We start from the raw sequence: 18,791 nt of genomic DNA, 5'->3' as shown, positions 1-18,791 counted from the left end.
TGTATGATAGAAAAGGTCGAAAAGAAAAAAAGAAAGGCAGCATAATCTAACTAAAATAACAGGAAAAACAGGAGAGGTTTTAACTTCCCCTAAAAAAGACATGTACATAATGCATGGGTGGGAAGGAAAAAATAAGAATATGTAAACAATATTCTACAAAAAAGATAGAAGACTGGGAGAGTTGAACGAAAAAATCAAGAGAAAAGCTCACGTAAAGCAAAGCTTTTCTCTTGATTTTTTAGAAAGAGGAACATTTACTGAATATCCCTATGTAATTAAGCCCTTGCAGAAGTTCTATATCTGCAGGGCTTAATATATGAAAAAAATCAATCTCTCTTACAAGTAGAAACCGAATCCAATCTTCACACCGAAACGCGACATATCTCCATCATTGAAACGCCATTTATAATAAACGGCAGGTTCAATGGTCACCGTACGCGAAAGGAAGTAAGCGTATCCGGCTTCGATGCCCAGTCCCCAGTCTGTCTGATGTTTTCCACCACTCCAACGGAAGCGGTTCCAGTCGAGTCCGCCACCCAAATAAATACCAGTTTTATTGAAGTAGAAACGTACTCCTGTACCCAGTGTATACTCATCTACCGGTTTCGACCAGTCGGCTCCGGCATTAACCATCAAGGCAATACCTTCGGCAAAGAATGTACCGACCTGTGCACCAACTCCAAATTTTGCTTTATCGTTTTTACTATACGAAAAGTCCAACCCCGATAATGAAGGATTAATAATCGTAGTTCCTTTCTCAAATTGCGCCTGTGCAGTAAAAGAGACTGCCAATAAGCAAAGAGCCAAAGCTAATTTCTTCATAAACTTACTTTTTTAAGTGAATAGATTGTTCGTCTTTTTTGCGGCGTTCACGCATTTGTTCCTTTTTCCGAAGCACCAGCCAAAGAAGGAAGACGATGACATAAGAAACTGCCACCGTAATTATTTTCTCTGTCAGGCTGACTTCCGTATTACGAGGCAACAAATAAGCCGCTGTTACGGATACATAAATAAGGAATGCAAGCGCCACTCCTGTTGATTTTCTTATTTTCTTCATTCTGATAATTTTCTTGTTTTTTGCTTATTTATCCAGATATAGAACCAAACAGTCGCAACCATTACACACGCTATACCAACGCCATAGGAGACTGTATGCGAGAGTCCTAATCCTTCAGGAGCAATACATATATAAGTAGAACATACACATGTCATAAACAGTGCCGGTACCAAAGTAATGATATAAGGTTTCTTGGATACCGCCAGAAAAACTGTTATAGCCCACAAGGTAAACACAGCCAATGTCTGATTTGCCCAGGCAAAATAACGCCATATCATATTAAATCCGTTTGCATCACGCAAACTATACAAAAGCAAACCAATAGCCACTATAAACATCGGAATACAAATGTACAAACGACGGCGCATACTTTTTTGTTCCATTCCCAGAAAGTCTGCCACAATCAGACGTGCCGAACGGAAAGCCGTATCACCCGAAGTTATCGGAGCTGCAATCACTCCCAAAATGGCAAGTACTCCGCCGATTGCTCCCAACCATTCTTTTGTAATAGCATCAACGATAACAGAAGCATTGCTTTCTTCCATTCCGTTTTCATGGAAAAAATAAGTAGCGGCAGCAGCCCAAATAAGAGCAACAATGCCCTCGGTAATCATTGCACCGTAAAATACCGGACGTCCATGCCGTTCCGAAGTCATACAACGGGCCATCAATGGGCTTTGCGTAGCATGGAAACCTGAAATGGCACCACAAGCAATACTCACAAACATAATCGGGAAGATAGGAAGTTCGCTCGCTTCCGGGTTCGTATTTTGCAATCCGTCCCATAACTCCGGCAAAGCCGGATGGTTAACATAGAGCATCACCAAAATGCCTACTGCCATAAACAACAAGGCAACCGCAAACAATGGGTAGATTTTACCTATTATTTTATCAACAGGCAGCAAAGTAGCCAGAATATAATATGCAAATACAACGATAATCCAAAACGTAGCATCCAAACTTTCCGGTGTCAGTTTAGCCAACAATCCGGCAGGACCTGCAACAAAAACCGAACCCACCAGAATCATTAAAATGACAGTGAATCCTCTCATCACCTGCTTGGTAGTCAGTCCCAAATAACGCCCTATTATTTCCGGCAGGCTTTCACCTCCATTACGCAAAGAAAGCATTCCGGCAAAATAATCATGCACTGCCCCCGCAAAAATACTTCCCAGCACAATCCACAAGTATGAAGAGCTACCAAATTTCGCTCCCATGATTGCTCCGAAAATAGGACCTAATCCGGCAATATTGAGAAATTGAATCATGAAAATCTTCCAAGTGGGCAATGGAATATAGTCCACTCCATCCGCCTTGGTAAGAGCCGGTGTTTTACGGTCGTCAGGACCAAAGACGCGTTCCATCAGGCGTCCATACGTAAAATAGCCTACTATCAACGCCAGCAGGCATAGAGTAAATGTAATCATAGCGTGTCGTTTTTTTAACTTGGCAAATGTAACATAATCTCACGAAACAGCCCAACAATACCGACACTTTTACTAACTTTGCAGGGATTTAAAACAAAAAATAAAGGATATGCGCTATACTATTTTCATTCTTTCACTTTTGTTTCCTTTCCTCTCAATTGTTGCGCAACCCAAGCACGAAGTTCGTGCCGCATGGGTGACAGCGGTGTACGGACTGGATTGGCCTCGCACACGTGCGACAAACCCTCAAACAATCCGCAAGCAGAAAGAAGAGTTAATAGATATTCTTGATAAGTTAAAGGCTGCCAACTTCAACACTGTCCTATTTCAAACCCGTACTCGTGGAGATGTATTATATCCTTCAGCAATCGAACCTTTCAATTCGATCCTGACCGGAAAAACAGGAGGAAATCCAGGATATGATCCACTGGCTTTTGCCATTGAAGAATGTCATAAGCGAGGGATGGAATGTCATGCCTGGATGGTAACTATCCCACTAGGGAATAAGAAGCATGTTGCTTCGCTCGGCAGTCAGTCTGTCACCAAGCGGATGAAAGAAATATGCGTTCCTTACAAGCGCGAATATTTCCTCAATCCGGGACATCCGGCAACGAAGGAGTATTTGATGAAACTGGTGCGGGAAGTCGTTAGCGGTTATGATGTGGACGGAGTGCATTTCGACTATCTGCGTTATCCAGAGAATGCTCCTCTTTTTCCTGATAAATATGATTTCCGCCGATATAATAAAGGACGCACCCTGGATCAGTGGCGCCGGGATAATATCTCCGAAATTGTACGTTATATATATAAAGGTGTAAAAGCTATGAAGCCTTGGGTGAAAGTTAGTACCTGCCCGGTAGGTAAATACCGGGATACTTCTCGTTACCCCTCCCGGGGATGGAATGCTTTCTTTACCGTTTATCAGGACCCGCAAGGTTGGATGGGAGAAGGTATTATGGATCAGATTTATCCGATGATGTATTTCCAGGGAAACAATTTCTACCCTTTTGCCCTCGACTGGCAGGAACAGAGCAACGGACGGCAGGTGATTCCGGGACTCGGCATTTATTTTCTCCATCCCGATGAAGGCAAATGGACACGCGACGAAATAGATCGTCAGATGAACTTTATCCGCAAGCAGAAAATGGCGGGTGAAGGGCATTACCGGGTGAAATACCTGATGGAGAATACACAGGGTATTTATGATGAATTATCCGAGAATTTTTATGCATACCCTGCTTTACAGCCTCCGATGCCATGGTTAGATAATGTTGCGCCAACTGCTCCTTCTGCACTGAAAATTACCCACATCGATAATGGATATACCGAATTAACCTGGCAGGCTGCTACTGATAACGATCAGCGCAACAAGCCCATGTATGTTATTTATGCTTCTAACGATTATCCGGTAGATATCAACCGACCGGAAAATATCATTGCGCAAAATATCCGAGAAACTAGTTACGTGTATGCCCCTATCCTGCCGTGGAATACAAAAAAGCATTTCGCAGTGACCGCTATTGACCGCTATGGAAATGAAAGTACAGAGACACAGGAACAAACGGATCAGCAGTAAACCTGGTATTTAGAATCGACTTATTGTTTCAAAACGGTATAGAAATGAGTGAAACGGTGCAGAAATGAACTGATCCGCACGGAAAGAAATTAAATAATATAGTTTAGATTTTTCTCCACTGTATAAACAATCTATCTGAGACCCGGGTCTCAGCATCTATGACACCCGGGTCTCAGGTATGCCAACACCCGGGTGTCAGTACCATTGAGACCCGGGTGTCAGATAGAACTCTACTACTAAGCGTTTTTTCTTTGTTACTAGAGTAAATAAAATTCCGATGCATCTAATATCTATTCAAATCCGGTGCAAAAAGGAATATATTTAGACGCGGATTACACGGCAGAAGCGACATTGAAGCAGATCGACGATAAAGGCTATCTGATACCGTAAGTTAAATATTATCAGGAGTTACCCATATCCACGCCCGATAACAACTTCTCCTATGAACATGAACCAAAGGTAAATAACCGGAGTACACTCTACCTTCCCTGATTTCCAACGGATAAGTTGCGGACATTCGTTCATGTTCCTGCAAGGCTTCACCTTCCGAAGGATGATAATCAATCACAAAACGCCCTGTTGAATCAGAACGTACATAACGGTCATATAAAAAACGCGCAACAACTCCCATATTCATGCGCAGATTAATTTCCACACAGGGATGAATCCGAAAAAACGGCTTTTCATTTTCCGGAAACCGACAAATCATCATATCAACTCCAAGATAACCTTTATAAACGGTTCCTACCAACGCAGAAAGTCTGTATTTCAAACAGTTTTCCAAATCCGTCAGAACCTTTGAAGGGACATATTGCGAAAGTTGTTTCCAGATTGCCTCATTAGAAAACAAACGATTCCCTTCATACATTCCACTCTTTCCGGTATGGAAGAGGGAATATCCCATAAATGTCACTTCACCTGTACCATCGGAATAAAACTCCATGGCAAAGTCCTCTACCTTATTATATATAGGTTCCGCAATGATTCCACCCTGCGAAGCAGCCACACGCGTACACCAACCGGATATAAAAGGAGTAAATATGCCTTTACACCAGTTCAAGCCTTTACCGCTTCCCGAAAGCGGAGCTTTCAACAGGCAGCATTCCCGCTCTTCCACAAAGGTTTTCCATTCTTCCTGTGTCTTCAAATAATAAGATTCTCCGCAGAAATATTCATTCAGTTGTAATTCCGGAAGCAATGAGACGGCTTTAGAACGATGGGAGTATTCCCGCAAACCGTTTAATTGCTCCATAGAAGGAAGCAGGGCTTCATCCACGCCCAGCCCTGAAAGCCGCTTCCGCAAAGCTAAATCCCATCCCCAAGGACGAATATCCAAATCCGGTCCGACAGCAAGTTCCGGTTCAGTCATCAAATGAATCGAAACTCCCAGCAATTCCTGCATTTGCTTCAAATAATCCAGATTATAAGCGGAAGGAGCTAATACAGCACTCCCCTCCTCTGCATACCACATCGGAAGCAAAGCCAACTCGGAAGCCATACGTCTGGCCGAAGCCGGAGCCATATAATTAGTTTCACCGCTGGCCAACGCCAAGTCATGTTCCGGATTGAATATATAAAGAGCCCTTTTTGTCATTTCAAATGAATTCAATACTTTATTCTGCAAATATATACAGGAAATAGTCAGGAATGACTACAATAAACAGAAAGTTGGAATTAAACACACAATTTTGCCATCTCTACTTTGCAAATCCTAAAAAAAGCAGTATATTTGCCACCCGAAAAACAAAGAACTGAAATGGAATCATTCTACCGCACACACGCCTACCTCGTTGAGCACACCAATGCCCCCGTTCGCCGCGATCTTATGGACGAGATCGACTGGAGCGACCGCCTGATTGGTATCAAAGGGACACGTGGCGTAGGAAAAACCACTTTCCTTCTCCAATACGCCAAAGAGAAATTCGGGAACGACCGTTCCTGTCTGTTCATCAACATGAACAACTTCTATTTCTCGGGCCACAGCATTGTAGACTTCGCCAACGAATTTCAGAAACGTGGCGGAAAAGTATTGTTGATCGACCAGGTGTTCAAACATCCGGAATGGAGCAAAGAGTTACGCATGTGTTACGACCGTTTTCCTAACCTGAAAATTGTCTTCACCGGCTCGTCCGTGATGCGACTGAAAGAAGAAAATCTTGAATTACGTGATATCGCCAAGAGCTATAACCTGCGTGGATTTTCTTTCCGTGAATTCCTAAACTTGCAAACAGGCATGAAATTCAGGGCATATAGCCTCGAAGAAATTCTTAGCACTCACGAACAGATTGCCAAAGGAGTACTCTCCAAAGTTCGTCCGTTGGATTATTTCCAGGATTATCTGCACCACGGCTTCTATCCGTTCTTCCTCGAAAAGCGTAACTTTTCGGAGAATTTACTGAAAACGATGAACATGATGGTGGAAGTAGATATACTTCTCATCAAACAAATTGAACTGAAATATCTTTCAAAGATAAAAAAATTACTATATTTGCTCGCTGTCGACGGGCCGAAGGCTCCAAATGTGAGCCAACTGGCAAGCGACATACAGACATCTCGCGCCACGGTGATGAACTATATCAAGTATCTGGCAGATGCGCGACTCATTAATCTGGTTTATCCGAAAGGGGAAGAATTCCCTAAAAAACCTTCAAAGATAATGATGCACAACTCCAACCTGATGTATTCCATCTATCCGGTGAAAGTGGAAGAGCAGGATGTGCTTGACACATTCTTTGCAAATTCTTTATGGAAAGACCATAAGGTACATAAAGGAGATAAAAACGTCTCTTTTATGGTGGACGAAGTAATGCCGTTCAAAATTTGCCAGGAAGGCGCAAAGATCAAGAACAATCCGAATGTAACGTACGCGTTGCATAAGGCTGAAATAGGTCGGGGCAACCAGATACCTCTCTGGATGTTCGGCTTTTTATATTAAAAGATTTATTTACTTAAATATTTAATTTAGTTATGACTAAACAGAAGAAATTCATCACTTGTGATGGTAACCAGGCTGCAGCGCATATCTCGTATATGTTCTCTGAAGTAGCAGCTATCTACCCCATCACTCCTTCTTCGACTATGGCTGAGTACGTAGACGAATGGGCTGCCGCAGGACGTAAGAACATCTTCGGCGAAACAGTATTAGTACAGGAAATGCAATCTGAAGGTGGTGCTGCCGGTGCAGTTCACGGTTCTCTTCAGGCTGGTGCGTTGACTACTACTTACACTGCTTCCCAGGGTCTTCTCCTGATGATCCCTAACATGTACAAAATTGCCGGTGAGTTCTTGCCTTGCGTATTCCATGTATCTGCTCGTACATTGGCTTCTCACGCATTGTGTATCTTCGGTGACCACCAAGACGTAATGTCAGCTCGTCAGACTGGCTTTGCTATGTTGGCTGAAGGCTCTGTACAGGAAGTTATGGATTTGGCTGGTGTTGCTCACTTGGCTACCATCAAATCTCGCGTTCCGTTCATGAACTTCTTCGATGGTTTCCGTACATCTCACGAAATCCAAAAGATTGAAATGTTGGAAAATGATGATCTTGCTCCGCTGATCGACCAAGAAGCTTTGGCTGAATTCCGTGCCCGCGCACTGAACCCGATGAAACCGGTAGCTCGTGGTATGGCTGAAAATCCTGACCATTTCTTCCAACATCGTGAATCATGCAACAACTACTACGAAGCAGTTCCTGCTATCGTAGAAGAATACATGAATGAAATTTCTAAGATCACAGGTCGTAAATACGGTTTGTTCGATTACTATGGTGCAGAAGATGCAGAACGCGTAATTATCGCTATGGGTTCTGTAACAGAAGCTGCCCGCGAAGCTATCGACTACCTGGTAGCAAACGGCGAAAAAGTGGGTATGGTTGCCGTACACCTGTATCGTCCGTTCTCTGCTAAACACTTCCTGGCTGCTGTACCTAAGACTGCTAAGACTATCGCAGTTCTTGACCGTACTAAAGAACCGGGTGCTAACGGCGAACCTCTTTACCTTGACGTTAAAGACTGCTTCTACGGTGCAGAAAATGCTCCGGTTATCGTTGGCGGTCGCTACGGTTTGGGTTCAAAAGATACTACTCCTGCTCAAATCCTTTCAGTATTCGAAAACTTGGCTATGCCAATGCCGAAGAACCACTTCACTATCGGTATCGTAGACGACGTTACTTTCACTTCTCTTCCTCAAAAAGAAGAAATCGCTTTAGGCGGCGAAGGTATGTTCGAAGCTAAATTCTACGGTTTGGGTGCTGACGGTACAGTAGGTGCTAACAAGAACTCTGTAAAGATTATCGGTGACAACACTGACAAACACTGCCAGGCTTACTTCTCTTATGACTCTAAGAAGTCGGGTGGTTTCACTTGTTCTCACTTGCGTTTCGGTGATAATCCGATCCGTTCAACTTATTTGGTAAACACTCCGAACTTCGTTGCTTGTCACGTCCAGGCTTACCTGCACATGTACGATGTAACTCGTGGTTTGCGTAAGAACGGTTCTTTCTTATTGAACACAATCTGGGAAGGTGAAGAACTGGCTAAGAACCTGCCTAACAAGGTTAAGAAATATTTCGCACAGAACAACATTTCTGTATACTATATCAACGCAACACAGATTGCACTGGAAATTGGTTTGGGTAACCGTACCAACACAATCCTTCAATCTGCATTCTTCCGTATCACAGGCGTTATTCCTGTAGAACAAGCTGTTGAGCAGATGAAGAAATTCATCGTTAAGTCTTACGGCAAGAAGGGTGAAGACGTTGTTAACAAGAACTATGCTGCCGTTGACCGTGGTGGTGAATACAAGACTTTGGCTGTTGATCCTGCTTGGGCTAACCTTCCGGATGACGCAAAAGCTGAAAACAACGATCCTGCATTCATCAACGAAGTAGTTCGTCCGATCAATGCACAAGACGGTGACTTGTTGCCGGTATCTGCATTCAAGGGTATCGAAGACGGTACTTGGTATCAAGGTACTGCTAAATACGAAAAACGTGGTGTAGCTGCATTCGTTCCTGAATGGAATCCGGAAAACTGTATCCAGTGTAACAAGTGTGCATACGTTTGTCCTCACGCTTCTATCCGTCCGTTCGTACTCGACGCTGAAGAGCAGAAGGGTGCTAAGTTCGAACAACTGAAAGCTGTAGGTAAAGCATTCGACGGTATGACATTCCGTATCCAGGTGGACGTTCTCGACTGTCTGGGTTGCGGTAACTGTGCTGACATCTGTCCGGGTAATCCGAAGAAGGGTGGCAAAGCATTGACAATGAAACACCTCGAAAGCCAATTGGCTCAAGCTGAAAACTGGACTTACTGTGCTGAAAACGTGAAGACTAAACAACATCTTGTTGATATCAAGGCTAACGTGAAGAACTCACAGTTCGCTACTCCGTTGTTTGAGTTCTCCGGCGCTTGCTCTGGTTGTGGTGAAACTCCATACGTGAAATTGATTTCTCAATTGTTCGGTGACCGTGAAATGGTTGCTAACGCTACCGGATGTTCTTCTATCTACTCTGGTTCTGTTCCTTCTACTCCGTATACTACAAACGAAAACGGACACGGTCCTGCTTGGGCTAACTCACTGTTCGAAGACTTCTGTGAATTCGGTTTGGGTATGGAACTGGCTAACGAAAAGATGCGTGCTCGTCTCGTGAAAGTGATGAACGAGGCTATTGCTGCTGATTGCACTCCTGCTGAAGTAAAAGAACTGTTCGCTGAATGGATCAACAATATGCTGGATGCGGACAAGACTAAGGAATTGGCTGCTAAGATCATTCCGGTTGTTGAAGCTAACAAGGATAAATGTAACCACTGCAAACAAATCGCTGAACTGCAACAATATCTTGTAAAACGCAGCCAGTGGATCATTGGTGGTGACGGTGCTTCTTACGATATCGGTTATGGTGGTCTTGACCATGTAATCGCTTCCGGTAAGGACGTTAACATCCTCGTTCTGGATACTGAAGTTTACTCTAACACAGGTGGTCAGTCTTCTAAAGCTACTCCGGTAGGTGCTATCGCTAAGTTCGCTGCTGCTGGTAAGCGCGTACGTAAGAAAGACCTCGGTCTGATGGCTACTACTTACGGTTATGTATATGTTGCACAGATCGCTATGGGTGCTGACCAAGCTCAAACTCTGAAAGCTATCCGTGAAGCTGAAGCATATCCGGGACCATCTTTGATTATCGCTTATGCTCCATGTATCAACCACGGTCTGAAAGCAGGTATGGGTAAGAGCCAGGAAGAAGAAGAAAAAGCTGTTAAGTGCGGTTACTGGCACTTGTGGCGTTACAACCCGGCTTTGGAAGAAGAAGGCAAGAACCCATTCCAATTGGATAGCAAAGAACCGAACTGGGAAGATTTCCAAGGTTTCTTGAAGGGTGAAGTTCGTTACGCTTCTGTAATGAAACAATATCCTGCTGAAGCTGAAGAACTGTTTAAAGCTGCTGAAGAAAACGCTAAATGGCGTTACAACAGCTACAAACGTTTGGCTAGAGAAAACTGGGGTGCTGAATAATAGTAATACCCTATAAATATAAAACGGTAATCTTGTAGAAGATTACCGTTTTTTTATTGTATGAACTCTGTCTAACATAAACAATACTCCCTTTTTTCCACTAGAGTTCATGTCTATTTTATATTTAAAATTAAGAATAACAATGCTCCAATCTATTTATTCTCTGACTTCGGAATCCAACTATCCACCAACTGCCGATGTTCATCCATCCATTTACGGGCTATTTCTTCTTCATCCATCCGGGCATCCTTCATAGCTGTCATAAAAGAGCTAAGTTCTTCTGTCGTTAGTTTGATGTTGCCAAAGAATTCGGCAGCAAACGGATCTTTCTCACTGAATCCTTTCCATGCAATAGCATGTATTTCTTCCAAGTCTCCATATACTTTCTTCGGATCATCCAAGAATTTCAAGTCAAACTGGTCGAACATCCAATGCGGTGTCCACCCCGTGATGACAATCCATTCTCCTTTGTCCATCGCTTTTTTCAAAGAAGCCAGCATGGTGGAACTACTTGAAGTCATGAGGGTATACCCATCAAGTCCGTAAGCAGCAATGGCCTTATCGGTCGTCTTCATTATCCCTGCTCCGGCATCAATTCCCACTATTTCGGAAGAAAAACGGTCTTTGTTAGCTTCCAGCTCACTAATAGACTGGATCGTAACATATTGAGGAACAACCAGTCCTACACGGGCTTCTCCATATACCTCACCCAGAAATTCGATGCTGTCTCCATACTGATCCATATAATCTTTCATCGTTATTGGTAACCATGCATCCAGAAAGACATCAGATTTCTTTCCTGACATAGATACAAAAATAGGGGCAAGATCCGCATTTTGCAGTTCAACCTCATATCCATGTTCTTCCAATACCACCTTAGCCAAATGGCTCATGGCAATACCTTCCAACCAATTGGCATAGGCTATTTTTACTTTCTTTTTCTCTAAGTCTGAATTAGTACAGGAAGCCAGCAAAAGCATAGCTGACAATGCTATTCCTACTATTTTATATATTCTCATACGTATTTTATCCTTTCCGTTTAGTTCTTATTTTTTCGTCCTGCCATTCCTTGTGTGATACGGTCTAAGATGATAGCTAAAATAACAACTGCGATACCACCTTCAAACCCAAGTCCGATTTTCATTTGGGTAATACCTTTCAATACAATTTCTCCCAGACCACCGGCAGCAATCATGGCAGCAATGACAACCATAGAAAGCGACATCATTATTGTCTGATTGACACCTGTCAGGATGGTTGGCAACGCCAAAGGAAGCTGCACTTTATACAATAACTGCCAACGGGTAGCCCCGAACGAACGGGAAGCTTCCACTACATTTTTAGGAACTTGCCGAATTCCCAATCCAGTAAGGCGGACCACAGGAGGCATAGCAAAGATAATGGTGGCAAACACTCCCGGCACTGCTCCCAATCCGAAAAACAAAACGGCAGGAATCAGATAAACAAAAGCAGGCATCGTCTGCATTAAGTCGAGAACAGGACGAAGTATTTTCTCTGCACGCGGACTGTTTGCCGTCCACACTCCTAAAGGTACACCAACAATCAGGGCCAGACAGGTAGATGAAAAAACAAGAGCCAGGGTTTGCATAGTAGCCTCCCAAAATCCCATTCCATAAATCAGTAATAATCCCAATGCGGTGAAAATTGCCGTACCACGTCCTGCCTTCATCCATGCGAGTGCAGCAAGCACTAGAATGGTTATATAAAAAGGTATTCCAAAAAGTACGTGTTGGAATCCTATAATAAAACTACCGATGCCTGCATTTATGGCATCAAAGAAAGTGGAAAAATGTACCATCATCCAATTGATGACCGTCTCTATATATTGTCCTATATTTATCATAAATCTATTGCGTTTTGAATTATTTCGTTTATTTCTTCTTTATCTTTCCCCGTCACTTCGATGATTAAGGAGGAAAGCGGGATTGTTCCTAAAAACTCATGCGTCTCATCAATCACCCATACCGGCGAATTGCTCTTTGTCATTAAAGGAAGTATATCCTCCAACACTGTATCCTCCAATACAGAATGTACTTCGGTACGCACAATCGTTTCAATGGATTTTTCCTGTCTGCTACGTAACTTAAGCAGGTCGTTCAGACGTACTTCTCCGACCAGTTTATCATCGGCGTCTATGACAGGTAATACGGTGATATTCTTCGCACGCATCTTACGAATCAATACTTCAGGTCCCTCTTTCTTCAGACGGGCCACCAGTGGTTTGTCAATCATTAAAGAAGAAGCGGTAATAATTTTACTCCTGTCCACGTTTTCAACAAAACGGGCTACATAATCGTTAGCCGGTTCGGTCAGTATTTCTTCTGAAGTACCTACCTGCACCACCTCTCCGTCTTTCATAATAGCAATACGGTCGCCCAGTTTAATCGCTTCACTCAAGTCATGGGTAATAAAGACAATTGTTTTTTTCATCTTCGACTGCAAAGCCAGCAGTTCATCCTGCATTTGCACACGAATCAGAGGATCGAGCGCAGAGAAAGCCTCATCCATTAGAAGTACTTCGGGATTATTAGCCAGAGCGCGGGCCAGTCCGACACGCTGTTGCATTCCACCGGAAAGCTCGCCCACCATCTGATTTTCATATCCTTTCAATCCGACAAGCTTCATGCTTTCCATCGCTTTCTTCTCACGTTCCTCTTTCTTCACTCCCTGAAGTTCGAGGCCGAACGCGATATTGCTCAATACGGAACGGTGAGGTAACAGACCGAAATTCTGGAAAACCATCGCCAGCTCTTTCCGACGAACCTGCAATAATTCTTTTTCGGAAATTTTAGATATATCTACTCCGTTTACAAGCACTTGCCCGGTAGTAGGACGTATCAGACGATTGATACAACGCAGTAATGTCGATTTTCCACTTCCCGAGAGTCCCATTATCACGAAAAACTCTCCTTCATTAATTGAAAGATTGGCATCTTTCACTCCTACCGTACAACCGGTATCTTTCAGAATTTCCTCTTTACTCTTATCTTTTTTCAACATCTTGAGGGCTTTCTGCTTCTCGTTACCAAAGATAAGGTACAAATCCTTTATTTCTATTTTACTCATATAATATATTGGTTTAGATTATAATATTTGTTTTGTTTTCAACTGCCGCATTCCTTATTCTCACTTACGATAAACAAGTTGAATGTTCGCATGGTTCAGTCATGTCACATGATAACATGACGGTCCGACGTTTTTTAAATGGTTTAAAAAAAACAGACAGAGTAGTTTAAAAGGAATAGAATTTGATAAGATTATCCTCTTAATGAACAGTAGAAAACAGTATTTTCATAAATAAATAACAGTCTGTTCTTGCATATTGTTGGCACAAAGGTAAGGAAAATAGATTAAATATGCAAATTTCATTCAGGTACGGAGTAATTCCAAAGATGCTTTTTCAAGTCTACGCATCCATTTTGTTTGAAAGAGATCCCTTCTTCCAACAAGAGTTGTTTCTGCTCTGTCCAACCCGGAACAAGGCGTCCCGATGCATTGACAACCCGATGACAAGGCGCAGATAAATCATCCGGAATCTGTTTCAAAGCACGCCCCACCATACGGGAACATTGAGGCATTCCCAATAATGCGGCAATTCCCCCATAGGTAGAAACTTTACCTACCGGAATTTCCCGAACAACCTGATACACCTCTTGACAAAAGGATGCGGAGAGACTCGCTTTGTCTACTTTATAATCTTTCATCACTCAAACATTACTTTATTTCAGTTCCAAAACTAGATAAAAAGGAAAGAATTTGCAAATAATAAAAGTATTTCAAATAAAATATGCAACTTTATTTGCTTTATTTACAAATAATCCCGACCTTTGTACCCATTAAAAGCAACCCTATTATTAACAAAACAAGCACTGCTGTTATGAAAAAGAAGACAATTCTATTCGCTTCTTGTTTATTTGGAGTATTCGCTTTCAGCTCCTGTGAGAAGAACCTTTATGATGAAAGCAAGCAACCTGAAAAAGAAATTCAAGTAAAAGACCTGGATATACCCGCAGGCTTTCAATGGAAATTAACTCAAGTAGCCGCAGGAACAGTAGCTGCTACTACCCCCACTATGGTTTCCTTCTTTTTGGATGAAGCATGTAGTAAAGAAGAGAAAATAGCCGACATTCCTGTAGATACAGAAATTTCAAGTCTCCCTTTGAGCATCCCAACCTACGTAAATACATTGTATGCCCAGTACAAAACCAGCACCAATGAAACCAAAAAAGTAGCCATACCTGTAAATGCAGATAGAAGTTTCTCACTGAACATTGCTAATGATGCCAAATCCAAATCTAACACCACCCGGTCAATCACTCGTGGGCATGATATAGAAGATGACATCCAATTGTCAAAAGGAGTCATTTTTCATCCCAAAGATGGTTGGGGAACAATCATGTTTGAAGACCAATTTCCATCATTAGGAGATTATGACTTTAATGATTTTGTAGTCAATTATAAGGTGCAGTTCCAAGGTATTAGAAAGGTTGACAAAAAATACACTGCGCAGTATATACAAATAGGGTTACGTCTAAAAGCTATCGGAGGAATATTCCCTTATTCCCCTTATTTAAGACTGAAAGAAATAGATTCTGACGAAGTGGAAAGTATAGAAGTTTATGAAACTAAAAACGTGATTCCTGCGATCGACGGAGTAGAACTTGTCCCCAATAAACATCTTATCATTGATTACAGCCCTTTAATTAAGAATCTGGCTAAACCTGCAGGCAGCCAATATTATAATACAGAAAAGAATGCTTTGGTAGCAACAAGTGATTTACCGGAGATCAATATTCTGATCACCCTAAAAAAGAGAAAAGAAGTAAAGGAAATATTAGAAGGCGATGAATTCGACTTGTATTTAAAACGTAATGATAGCGGAACAGAAATCCATATGAATGGTATTGAACCGATCACTTACCAATATCCATTCAATGATAAAAATCTGCTACCGGTATATACAAACGGGGACGAAGAAGATGATAATTATTATTTTAGTGCAGGACGCCTGATTTGGGGATTAAGAGTACCAGGCAACGCAGCACATGCTATTGAAAAAGCTAATTTCTTGGAAGCCTATAAAGGATTCGCAAAATGGGCGCAAAGTAGTGGCAAAAACGAACAAAACTGGTATAATCAAGGAAACGCAGATAAAAGTTTATTGATTCATAACTAACACATATCAATAAATCCCGGTAAACATTGAAAATTCAAGTTACCGGGATTTATTGTATTCTGACGTGAATAGTTTTGATTCTATCCTTTCCTTTTCAGCAAATCTGTCGGACTTTCGCCAAACTGCTCTTTATAGCATTTGGTAAAATAAGAAGGAGAACTAAAACCGACTTCATAACCAATCTCCGCCACTGTCATATCCGACGAAGCAAGCAAGGAAGCAGCTTTCTTTAAACGAGCGATACGAAGCAATTCATTCGGAGAATAATTAGTCAAAGATTTTATTTTGCGATAGAGCTGCACACGACTTAATCCCATATCCTTACCCAAATCTTCTACATTCAAATTTGAATCTCCCATCTTTGCTTCAATCAAAGTCTTGAATTTTTCCACAAAGTCTTTATCCATATCGCAAACATCCTCTTTCGCCAACGTTTGTCCGTCACCAAAGAACTGTTTCAGGCGGCGATGTGAATCTATCAGATTACGAACGCGTGCCAACAGCAATTGCGAACTGAAGGGCTTGGAGATATAAGAATCCGCACCTCCGTCATATCCCTGAATCCGTTGTTCATCCAAAGAACAGGCTGTCAATAAGATGACAGGGATATGGCAGGTTTGCAGTTCGCTTTTCAGACGACGGCAACACTCTATTCCATCAATACCGGGCATCATCACATCAGAGATTATCAAGTCCGGGACATATTTCATTGCTTTGCGGATGCCCTCCGAACCGTCTGCTGCTTCAATTACAGTATAATCGGTATGGAGTAATCCGCGTACATACGAACGGATATCTGCATTATCATCAATTACCAAAACGGAAGGCTTGGAAGAATCATAGCCTTTTTCCAGTTCCTCTTCTTCGGCAGCTAAAGTTTCATTCAGGTCGGAAGAGGCGGGAGATCCGGGAGAAGCAGGATTTAAAGGAACTGCAGAGATTGATGACTTTAGAGAATCTTCGGCCAGAATAGTTTCACAAGTCTGTACCGGTAAATCAACGGTAAAGACAGTGCCCTGCTTTTCATCACTTTCCACAGAAATTGTACCTTTATGCAATTCAACGAAAGCTTTGACCAATGCAAGTCCGATTCCCGAACCGGCATGGTGCATGTCTATTTTATAAAAACGATCGAAAATGCTCCGAATATGTTCGGCGGAAATCATTGAACCGGTATTGGCAACAGTAAAACGAATCCAGCGAGTATCCTCTTTCATCAAGGAAGATAAACGAACCGTTATCTTTCCATTTTCCGGTGTGAACTTGAACGCGTTGGAAAGCAGATTAAAATAAATACGTTCCAACTTTTCCATATCCGCCAATGTATGGTAATCCGTATCCGGCATATTATCAAAAGAGAAATGAATGTGTTTCTTCCGGGCCGCTGCAAGGAATGATTCGTTCCAGCCCTCAAAAGAGGAAAGAACATCTACCTGAACAGGTGTATATTCCATCTTACCGTTCTCGTATTTACGGAAATCCAGAATCTGATTGACAAGACGCAAGAGGATATTCACGTTTCGTTGAATCAGCATCAACATTCGATGCTGATCTCCACTTAGTGTATGATCGGCCAATAAATGTTCTACCGGATCGGCAACCAATGTAAGCGGAGTACGGAAATCGTGAGATATATTTGTGAAGAACACCAGTTTGGCATGCGTTGCCTCTTCCAGTTGATGAGAAAGCTGGATGAGCTGATCCCGTTGCTCTTCCAGTTTGTCCCGCTGTTCTTCTAATTGGTCGCGTTGTTCCTCTAACTTGTCTCGCTGCTCTTCCAGCTGTTTCTTCTGCTCGGAAAGTTCCTTGTTCAGACGATTTTTAGCACGGAGAGATTTATAGACTACCAATAATAAGCCTGCCACCAATAGAAGAATGACCAAACCGCCATACATCACCACCTGCTGTGTAGCAACCCGAGACAGATATCCGCCGATACGTCCGTTCAATGTTTCAATCTTCTGATCCAGTTCCGAGATATGAGTCGTCTGAAGTTGCATGACATGCGCATTTGTACGGTCGACCACCGCAGTGTTCATGACCGTTTCCCGGGGATAAGGCTTTTTCTCAAGGATATTCATTGCCAGTTGCATCACTTTGTCGCCATTGGTCGGATAAATAAAAGTAGCATTCAACACACTGTCGAGCACCATTTCCAATCCGTTACCTTTGCCGGGGAGAGCGTCGATACCGACAAAAATCATTTCCTTCTCCCGTCCCACTTTCTTTGCAGCCTGATAAGCTCCCGGAGCGATACGGTCATTATGCGCATACACGGCGTCTATCTTCGGATGCCGACGGAGCATACTATCCATTTCCACTTCCGCCGGTTCACGCTCCCACGCAGCATCCGCTTTATCAATCAGTTTGATATCCGGAAAGTTACTGATAGCAGCCATAAATCCTTGATGGCGTTCCATGGCAGGAGTTGAGCCACCCAGTCCGGTAAGTTCCACCACATTCCCTTTTCCTTTCAGGCTCGACGCAATATAATTGCCTACCGCACGTCCTATTTCATAATTGTCGGCACCGATATAGGCAGTATATTTATCAGAAAGAATCTTCCGGTCTACCAAGATGACAGGTATTCCCTTTTGATAGGCTTCCTCTACAATCGGAGTCATGGGGGCCGCTTCGTTGGCAGAGATAATCAATAAGTCAACCCCTTCATCTATAAAATAATGAACGTCTTCCGCCTGTTTACGATTATCATCCGCAGCCGACCGGATTTCAACCGATACTCCATCATAAAACATTGCTTCGCGGAGAATTTCATCATTCATCTTATGCCGCCAGGAGTCATCACTACATTGCGCCACCCCGATACGGAAACGCGGTGCATCCTGCCGACAAGCCGTCATGCCAAGAAGACAGAGCAAGACTGCTATCCACTTTGTATATCCCATCATTCTAATCATTCTCATTTTTTTCGTATTTCTTTCTATGACCCAAATGGACGATTGAGAACAAAAATAAGAAATAAAACTGTGAGTATGCTATCTATCACCCAATTATTCT

The 18,791-nt window shown here is 42.6% G+C and carries 13 protein-coding genes; 4 read left to right on the top strand and 9 right to left on the bottom strand.

The features are described from left to right. Positions 1-336: 336 nt before the first annotated feature. Genes HMPREF0106_RS18265 through HMPREF0106_RS18275 form a run of 3 tightly spaced genes read right to left on the bottom strand, consistent with a single transcriptional unit; the run spans position 337 to position 2,484 of the window. Positions 337-822 carry an outer membrane beta-barrel protein gene (locus HMPREF0106_RS18265; RefSeq protein WP_004300961.1) on the bottom strand — a complete coding sequence of 162 codons (486 nt, stop codon included), beginning with the start codon at positions 820-822 and terminating at the stop codon, positions 337-339. A 4-nt stretch (positions 823-826) separates the two neighbouring features. Next, complete coding sequence (locus tag HMPREF0106_RS18270) at positions 827-1,057, bottom strand: hypothetical protein (RefSeq protein WP_008644834.1); 231 nt, start codon at positions 1,055-1,057, stop codon at positions 827-829. Next, positions 1,054-2,484, bottom strand: a complete 1,431-nt coding sequence (locus HMPREF0106_RS18275; RefSeq protein WP_004300963.1) for a carbon starvation protein A — start codon at positions 2,482-2,484, stop codon at positions 1,054-1,056. Before HMPREF0106_RS18275 ends, HMPREF0106_RS18270 begins: the two co-directional genes overlap by 4 nt. 109 nt (positions 2,485-2,593) lie before the next feature. Between HMPREF0106_RS18275 and HMPREF0106_RS18280 the strand changes: the two genes are divergently transcribed. Beyond that, positions 2,594-4,060, top strand: a complete 1,467-nt coding sequence (locus HMPREF0106_RS18280) for a glycoside hydrolase family 10 protein (protein ID WP_008644833.1) — start codon at positions 2,594-2,596, stop codon at positions 4,058-4,060. 391 nt (positions 4,061-4,451) lie between these two features. Here the strand turns inward: HMPREF0106_RS18280 and HMPREF0106_RS18285 are convergent, their stop codons facing one another. Next, positions 4,452-5,654 carry a hypothetical protein gene (locus tag HMPREF0106_RS18285; protein WP_009039319.1) on the bottom strand — a complete coding sequence of 401 codons (1,203 nt, stop codon included), beginning with the start codon at positions 5,652-5,654 and terminating at the stop codon, positions 4,452-4,454. Between the two features lie 162 nt (positions 5,655-5,816). Between HMPREF0106_RS18285 and HMPREF0106_RS18290 the strand changes: the two genes are divergently transcribed. Together HMPREF0106_RS18290 and nifJ are read left to right on the top strand one after the other, a co-directional pair. Then, entirely contained in the window at positions 5,817-6,995 is a 1,179-nt protein-coding gene (locus HMPREF0106_RS18290; RefSeq protein ID WP_004311727.1) for an ATP-binding protein, read from the top strand. Positions 6,996-7,027: 32 nt separating this feature from the next. Continuing rightward, complete coding sequence (gene nifJ / locus HMPREF0106_RS18295; protein WP_004300981.1) at positions 7,028-10,576, top strand: pyruvate:ferredoxin (flavodoxin) oxidoreductase; 3,549 nt, start codon at positions 7,028-7,030, stop codon at positions 10,574-10,576. A gap of 152 nt (positions 10,577-10,728) precedes the next feature. Here the strand turns inward: nifJ and HMPREF0106_RS18300 are convergent, their stop codons facing one another. The 4 genes from HMPREF0106_RS18300 to HMPREF0106_RS18315 form a co-directional block, all read right to left on the bottom strand. After that, positions 10,729-11,595, bottom strand: a complete 867-nt coding sequence (locus HMPREF0106_RS18300; protein WP_009039318.1) for a glycine betaine ABC transporter substrate-binding protein — start codon at positions 11,593-11,595, stop codon at positions 10,729-10,731. A gap of 20 nt (positions 11,596-11,615) precedes the next feature. Further along, positions 11,616-12,440, bottom strand: a complete 825-nt coding sequence (locus tag HMPREF0106_RS18305; protein ID WP_004311730.1) for an ABC transporter permease — start codon at positions 12,438-12,440, stop codon at positions 11,616-11,618. Next, positions 12,437-13,663, bottom strand: coding sequence for a glycine betaine/L-proline ABC transporter ATP-binding protein (locus HMPREF0106_RS18310; RefSeq protein WP_004311731.1), 1,227 nt, complete (start codon positions 13,661-13,663; stop codon positions 12,437-12,439). The genes HMPREF0106_RS18305 and HMPREF0106_RS18310 overlap by 4 nt, the downstream gene beginning before the upstream one ends. A gap of 299 nt (positions 13,664-13,962) precedes the next feature. Beyond that, positions 13,963-14,301, bottom strand: coding sequence for an MGMT family protein (locus HMPREF0106_RS18315; protein ID WP_008644828.1), 339 nt, complete (start codon positions 14,299-14,301; stop codon positions 13,963-13,965). Positions 14,302-14,384: 83 nt separating this feature from the next. On the opposite strand from HMPREF0106_RS18315, the gene HMPREF0106_RS18320 reads away from it, so the two are divergent. Next, positions 14,385-15,773, top strand: a complete 1,389-nt coding sequence (locus HMPREF0106_RS18320; protein ID WP_009039317.1) for an LruC domain-containing protein — start codon at positions 14,385-14,387, stop codon at positions 15,771-15,773. 80 nt (positions 15,774-15,853) lie between these two features. On the opposite strand, the gene HMPREF0106_RS18325 is transcribed toward HMPREF0106_RS18320, so the two are convergent. Then, positions 15,854-18,679, bottom strand: a complete 2,826-nt coding sequence (locus HMPREF0106_RS18325; protein WP_316928390.1) for a substrate-binding domain-containing protein — start codon at positions 18,677-18,679, stop codon at positions 15,854-15,856. Positions 18,680-18,791: the final 112 nt, after the last annotated feature.

The sequence above is a fragment of the Bacteroides sp. D22 genome, assembly GCF_000163675.1.
GTDB lineage: Bacteria > Bacteroidota > Bacteroidia > Bacteroidales > Bacteroidaceae > Bacteroides > Bacteroides xylanisolvens.
Note: the sequence above shows the minus strand (reverse complement) of the source record. Positions and strands in the feature narration are given on the sequence as shown.

Bases quoted from the DNA above. Each gene is read 5' to 3' on its own strand.
- HMPREF0106_RS18265 (WP_004300961.1), bottom strand. From the start codon at position 822: ATGAAGAAATTAGCTTTGGCTCTTTGCTTATTGGCAGTCTCTTTTACT.
- HMPREF0106_RS18270 (WP_008644834.1), bottom strand. From the start codon at position 1,057: ATGAAGAAAATAAGAAAATCAACAGGAGTGGCGCTTGCATTCCTTATT.
- HMPREF0106_RS18275 (WP_004300963.1), bottom strand. From the start codon at position 2,484: ATGATTACATTTACTCTATGCCTGCTGGCGTTGATAGTAGGCTATTTT.
- HMPREF0106_RS18280 (WP_008644833.1), top strand. From the start codon at position 2,594: ATGCGCTATACTATTTTCATTCTTTCACTTTTGTTTCCTTTCCTCTCA.
- HMPREF0106_RS18285 (WP_009039319.1), bottom strand. From the start codon at position 5,654: ATGACAAAAAGGGCTCTTTATATATTCAATCCGGAACATGACTTGGCG.
- HMPREF0106_RS18290 (WP_004311727.1), top strand. From the start codon at position 5,817: ATGGAATCATTCTACCGCACACACGCCTACCTCGTTGAGCACACCAAT.
- nifJ (WP_004300981.1), top strand. From the start codon at position 7,028: ATGACTAAACAGAAGAAATTCATCACTTGTGATGGTAACCAGGCTGCA.
- HMPREF0106_RS18300 (WP_009039318.1), bottom strand. From the start codon at position 11,595: ATGAGAATATATAAAATAGTAGGAATAGCATTGTCAGCTATGCTTTTG.
- HMPREF0106_RS18305 (WP_004311730.1), bottom strand. From the start codon at position 12,440: ATGATAAATATAGGACAATATATAGAGACGGTCATCAATTGGATGATG.
- HMPREF0106_RS18310 (WP_004311731.1), bottom strand. From the start codon at position 13,663: ATGAGTAAAATAGAAATAAAGGATTTGTACCTTATCTTTGGTAACGAG.
- HMPREF0106_RS18315 (WP_008644828.1), bottom strand. From the start codon at position 14,301: ATGAAAGATTATAAAGTAGACAAAGCGAGTCTCTCCGCATCCTTTTGT.
- HMPREF0106_RS18320 (WP_009039317.1), top strand. From the start codon at position 14,385: ATGCAACTTTATTTGCTTTATTTACAAATAATCCCGACCTTTGTACCC.
- HMPREF0106_RS18325 (WP_316928390.1), bottom strand. From the start codon at position 18,679: ATGGGATATACAAAGTGGATAGCAGTCTTGCTCTGTCTTCTTGGCATG.